The organism is Neisseria sp. P0009.S007, from assembly GCF_051962515.1.
The window spans coordinates 1-4,589 of sequence record NZ_JBQCVF010000134.1 but is presented as its reverse complement, the minus strand read 5'-3'; the positions used below and the strand labels follow the sequence as shown (position 1 = coordinate 4,589).

General features: G+C 41.4%; 6 protein-coding genes, 2 tRNA genes and 1 pseudogene. 7 read left to right on the top strand and 2 right to left on the bottom strand.

Features of this window, described 5'->3' with window-relative positions:
- From ACTHS3_RS10305 to ACTHS3_RS10280, 6 genes and pseudogenes are all read left to right on the top strand, one after another.
- A partial coding sequence (locus ACTHS3_RS10305; RefSeq protein ID WP_440367909.1) for an RHS repeat domain-containing protein occupies window positions 1-789 on the top strand: 789 nt, incomplete at its 5' end.
- 21 nt (window positions 790-810) lie between these two features.
- Entirely contained in the window at window positions 811-1,203 is a 393-nt protein-coding gene (locus tag ACTHS3_RS10300) for a hypothetical protein (RefSeq protein ID WP_004521002.1), read from the top strand.
- Window positions 1,204-1,455: 252 nt separating this feature from the next.
- Complete coding sequence (locus ACTHS3_RS10295) at window positions 1,456-1,860, top strand: hypothetical protein (RefSeq protein ID WP_049343954.1); 405 nt, start codon at window positions 1,456-1,458, stop codon at window positions 1,858-1,860.
- 18 nt (window positions 1,861-1,878) lie between these two features.
- Window positions 1,879-2,289 (top strand): tetratricopeptide repeat protein, encoded by a 411-nt coding sequence (locus ACTHS3_RS10290; RefSeq protein ID WP_224783393.1) that lies wholly within the window; start codon window positions 1,879-1,881, stop codon window positions 2,287-2,289.
- Between the two features lie 40 nt (window positions 2,290-2,329).
- Window positions 2,330-2,458, top strand: a pseudogene (locus ACTHS3_RS10285) (colicin E3/pyocin S6 family cytotoxin); the annotation flags it as partial.
- A 449-nt stretch (window positions 2,459-2,907) separates the two neighbouring features.
- The gene (locus ACTHS3_RS10280) at window positions 2,908-3,063 is read left to right on the top strand and encodes a hypothetical protein (RefSeq protein WP_004521108.1); all 156 of its coding nucleotides are present in this window, start codon (window positions 2,908-2,910) and stop codon (window positions 3,061-3,063) included.
- Between the two features lie 210 nt (window positions 3,064-3,273).
- Here the strand turns inward: ACTHS3_RS10280 and ACTHS3_RS10275 are convergent.
- Both ACTHS3_RS10275 and ACTHS3_RS10270 read right to left on the bottom strand, forming a co-directional pair.
- Window positions 3,274-3,348: transfer RNA gene (locus tag ACTHS3_RS10275), tRNA-Glu, on the bottom strand.
- Between the two features lie 12 nt (window positions 3,349-3,360).
- Window positions 3,361-3,437 (bottom strand) — tRNA-Arg (locus ACTHS3_RS10270).
- Window positions 3,438-3,552: 115 nt separating this feature from the next.
- Here ACTHS3_RS10270 and ACTHS3_RS10265 point away from each other — a divergent pair.
- A partial coding sequence (locus ACTHS3_RS10265; RefSeq protein WP_440367908.1) for a 3'-5' exonuclease occupies window positions 3,553-4,589 on the top strand: 1,037 nt, incomplete at its 3' end.

The following is a 4,589-nucleotide window of genomic DNA, read 5'->3' as shown; positions in this document are numbered from 1 at the left end:
GATCTGCACGACCAACTGGTTAAAGCGGAAATCTTCAAAAAAGACGGCACGAAAGAGACTTGGGCCTACACCTACGACGCCTTGGGCAGAAGGATAGGCAAAGGCCGTCTGAAAAACGAAGAAGTTTCAGACGGCCTGAAAGAGGAAACCGGATTCGTTTGGGACGGCAGCCACCTCTTGCAAGAAATCCACCCGGACGGCAGGTATACCTATATCTACACCGATCCCGACAGCTATGAACCTTTGGCACAGGTACGCAACTGGACCAACGAAGACGGCGAAAGCAAACAGGAAATCCACTACTTTCACTGCGACCAAATCGGCATCCCGAGAGAGATGACCGATAAAGACGGCAACCTGGTTTGGTTTGGCAACTACACCGGTTGGGGCCGTCTGAAAGAGGAAACCAAGGTAACGTATAACGCATACCAACCCTTCCGATTGCAAAACCAGTACGCTGACCGTGAGACAGGGCTGCATTACAACTTCTTCAGGTACTATGAGCCTGATGCGGGTCGATTTATCAATCAGGACCCGATTAGGTTGTGGGGCGGGGATAATTTTTATTGGTTTGCACCAAATTCTAGTGCTTGGATTGATGTTTTAGGTTTAGCAAGTATTTTTGAGAAACTTAAAATTACAACTTCTGATGGATTTTTGTTTAAAGGATTTACTGTTAAGGCACCATTTAACATACCTGTACAGAGATTTGGAGATTTGCATCTTAATTCAAGTCGTGGAGATTTTTGGGGGCTACGTATAGGAACTAACAAATTCATAAAAAATTAAAAGAAAGGGAAAGTGTTAGAAATGCCTAAGTTAAAAATTTTGAATGAAACTCCTTTAGACTTTCAAGAAAAATTTTTGTTTGACAAATGGGAAGTCAGCTACCTTGATTTGATGGAAGTAAATCAAGGTTCTCCCTTAGTTGGGAGTCTATCCATTAACGGTCAAGTTATTATTAAAGAACAGGGGTTTGGAGGGCCTTTGTTGTATTTCAATAGAAAAATATATATTCCAGTTTTCATTAGACGATTTTGCGTTGTTGGATTTAGGCTTGCAACATTAAATTTAGATGATTTATCAATTGAGTATATTGGGGGTATCGAAGACTTGGTTTATCTGAAAGAGATAAAAGGTAATAGAATTTATTTCTATACAGATATATATAAAAGCACAGAAAAGAATTTAACTTTATATTAACAAATATATCTCAAGAATATGCTGTAAACTGAAGCGTGCCGAGATAAATAAGACGATTTTTTGAGAAAAATGAAGTGCTGTTTTATTTCATAATGTGAAAGCTATTTTCAAATCCTGCCGATCTTAAGGCAGGATTTTTAATTAAGCGATGGCGTCGTCGCTATCCGATAGGGTTGATGGGGGGATAATCTTTATCAATTTGCACCTAATACCCAAGTATGGGTCGATTGGTTAGGTTTAGCTGGAGTTGATATGAATTTATTCCTAAGTAATGAAGACATACACTCTTACGCTCATAAAGTTGCCAATAAACCGAATACTTTCCAAGTAGGAGGGCATGGTAATCCTTCATTGATGGTAGATGGAGCTACAGGTGAAAGATTAGATGCTAAAAAATTAGCAGCGAGAATTAAAAAAAATCCTAACTATAAATCAGGTATGACGGTTGAGATTTTATCCTGTAATACAGGAAAAGGAGCAAACCCTCTTGGACAACAACTTGCTAATGAATTAAATACTACAGTTAAAGCACCAAATGAATATCTTTGGTTTTCAAGTAACGGGGAATTAACACCGATGGGAATGAAGGCTGATCGCTCGCAAGATACAAGCAAACCAGGCACCATGAGAAGCTTTACTCCTCAAAGTAAAAAATAAGTAAGGAACATGCTAACTATGGAAATACTGAAAAATTTCTTAATTTTATTTTTGTTATTAACCCCTTTAATATCATGTAAACAACATCCGGAAAGAAATGAGAAAATGACTGACTTCATATCAACAGGTAGTACTTATTGGATTCCAGATGAAGAAATTCAAATTCTCGAAAAGAACGCCACTAATGGAGATAAAAACTCAGCATTCAAATTATATCAATACCATATGTTTGTATCTTTAGATCAAGATTTGGAATTTAAATGGCTAGAGATAGCGGCAAAAAATGGACATCCAATTGCCCAATCCAATTTAGCCGATTTATTTTTCACACAAGGCAATAAAGAAAAAGCCATATTTTGGGCTAAAAAGGCATATATAAATGGTGCCAAACTACCAGACGAATTAAAAATATTGATAAATATCAATTAATTAATAAGATTTAGCGGACTATCGTTACAAACCTAAAACTTCTGGAGGAGGATTAAGAAAATGTTGGAAACTTCCTAAGGGGCACATTATCGAACAGGACTCATTCCATGGAGAATATTTGATATCAAATAAAGTTTCAAAAATTAATCTTACTTATTTAAGAAATTAGACACAAAAAATTATGACTATTTTTTGCCCTGTTAAGAAGATATTATTTACCCAATAATGTGAAGATAATATCTTAACAGAGCATTAAGTTTGTCTGGAAGGAATGTTTTAAGACAACCTTAATGCCATAGCTCATAATACCTGAAAAAGTTGTAATGCATAATCGAAATGGTTAGCGAGCAGTTCCAGATATATCCATTTCTCTTTTTAGTTTGCCCCAGTCGTAATAATTCCCAAACCAGAGGTTATCTTCACAGTCGGTCATCCCTCTTGGGATACCAATTTGATTACAGAGGAGGTAGTGTGTCTGTTGGCTGCTTTCTTCTGCAGTTGTCTAATCGTGAATTTACACCAGTAGCTTGACTCTTTCGGCACCTGAAAACCAGAAAGAGAAGATAGTACTGGAATAGAGGCAAGCCCTAATGGGTCAATCTATCTTTCCCCAAAAAATTGAACCTAATTCAACAAATCGTCCCTCATATACCGGACAACCCCCTTAAAGAATACAACGGCAGCAACTATTACTACGACCACTTCGGCAACCTGATCCACCGTGAACTGGCCGACGGCGAAGTACAGAACTACTTCTGCGATCTGCATGACTAACTGGTCAAAGCCGGAATCTTCAAAAAAGACGGCACAAAAGAGACTTGGGCCTACACCTACGATGCTTTGGGTAGAAGGATAGGCAAAGGACGTCTGAACAACTAAGAAAGCTATTTAAAAAATTAAATAACTATAAACTTATAAATGTAAAAATAAATGTAAAAAAATAAGCCATCACTATTCTTTAGTGATGGCTTATTTTAAAGTAACTGGCACGCCCACGGGGAATCGAACCCCGGTTACCGCCGTGAAAGGGCGATGTCCTAACCGCTAGACGATGGGCGCGGAGATTTTCTGTGGCGCACCCGGAGCGATTCGAACGCCCGACCCTCTGGTTCGTAGCCAGATACTCTATCCAACTGAGCTACGGGTGCATCAAGAAAGATTCGAATTATAAAGAGAGGGCTATTTATTGTCAAGCGTTTTATTTGGAAAACTTGCAGACAGCGTGTAAAATGCGCATTTGCTATTGAATTTACAGAGAATAAAATGTCAGATTTCGCACGCTGGCCGCTCTTATCCGAAGCATTTTCCCGTTTGGGACGGCCTGTGGTCGTGGTGGATTTGGAGACGACCGGTGGAAATTTCTATCAAGACAGGATAACGGAAGTCGCCCTTGTTCGCTTTGAGCAAGGACGCGCCTCACATTACGAGCAATTGGTCAATCCTTGCCGCAGCATTCCCGAATTTGTTGCCAGGCTGACCGGAATTCATGATGAAACGGTAAAAAACGCGCCTGTCTTTGCCGATATTGCAGGCGATTTGTTGCCGCTGCTGCAAGGTGCAGTGGTTGTTGCCCACAACAGCCGCTTTGACTACACCTTCCTGCGCCACGAGTTTGCCCGTATCCATACTGACTTTGCCGCTCCCTCGCTCTGTACGGTTCAACTGTCGCGCCGCCTGTATCCTGAGTTTTACAAACACAGCCTCGACAGCATTATCGAACGCACCGGCATTCAGACGACCAACCGCCACCGCGCCATGACCGATGTGGCCGCATTGTGTGATTATCTCGAATTAAGTCTGACAGAAAAAAATCATCAACAATGGGACGAACACGTCCGTGTATTGATGAATCCGAAAATGTTGCCCACTTGGCTGCCTGATTCGCTTGCCCAACAGCTCTATGCCCTGCCCGACAGTTACGGCGTATTGGTTTGGTTTGACTATTTCGGCAAAGCCCAAGCCATTGAAGCACATGAACGCACATACAGTGAAACCGCTACCCTGCTGCACAGCAAAAAACTGCCGCCGCACATCAAAGCCGCAGCCTCCATCCGTTTTATTCCGGCAGTCGGGCAGCTCCATACATTATGGCTCAAAGCCCAGACTATGCAGGAATACCAACTGATGCCGTCTGAAAAGTCCACATCGTTTTCTACCGTCCGCTTTATCGCTGACGAACACGGCGGCCTTCAAGCACGCATTGTCTTGTTAAACAGCGGCACCAGAAACTGGCGTCCTTACGGTTTGTTTGCCCACAAAAAAGCAGCCAAACGCGCTTTGACGCAATGGTCGCAAGAACA

Excerpts from the sequence above, each read along its gene's own strand:
- ACTHS3_RS10300 (WP_004521002.1), top strand. The coding sequence starts at position 811 with ATGCCTAAGTTAAAAATTTTGAATGAAACTCCTTTAGACTTTCAAGAA.
- ACTHS3_RS10295 (WP_049343954.1), top strand. The coding sequence starts at position 1,456 with ATGAATTTATTCCTAAGTAATGAAGACATACACTCTTACGCTCATAAA.
- ACTHS3_RS10290 (WP_224783393.1), top strand. The coding sequence starts at position 1,879 with ATGGAAATACTGAAAAATTTCTTAATTTTATTTTTGTTATTAACCCCT.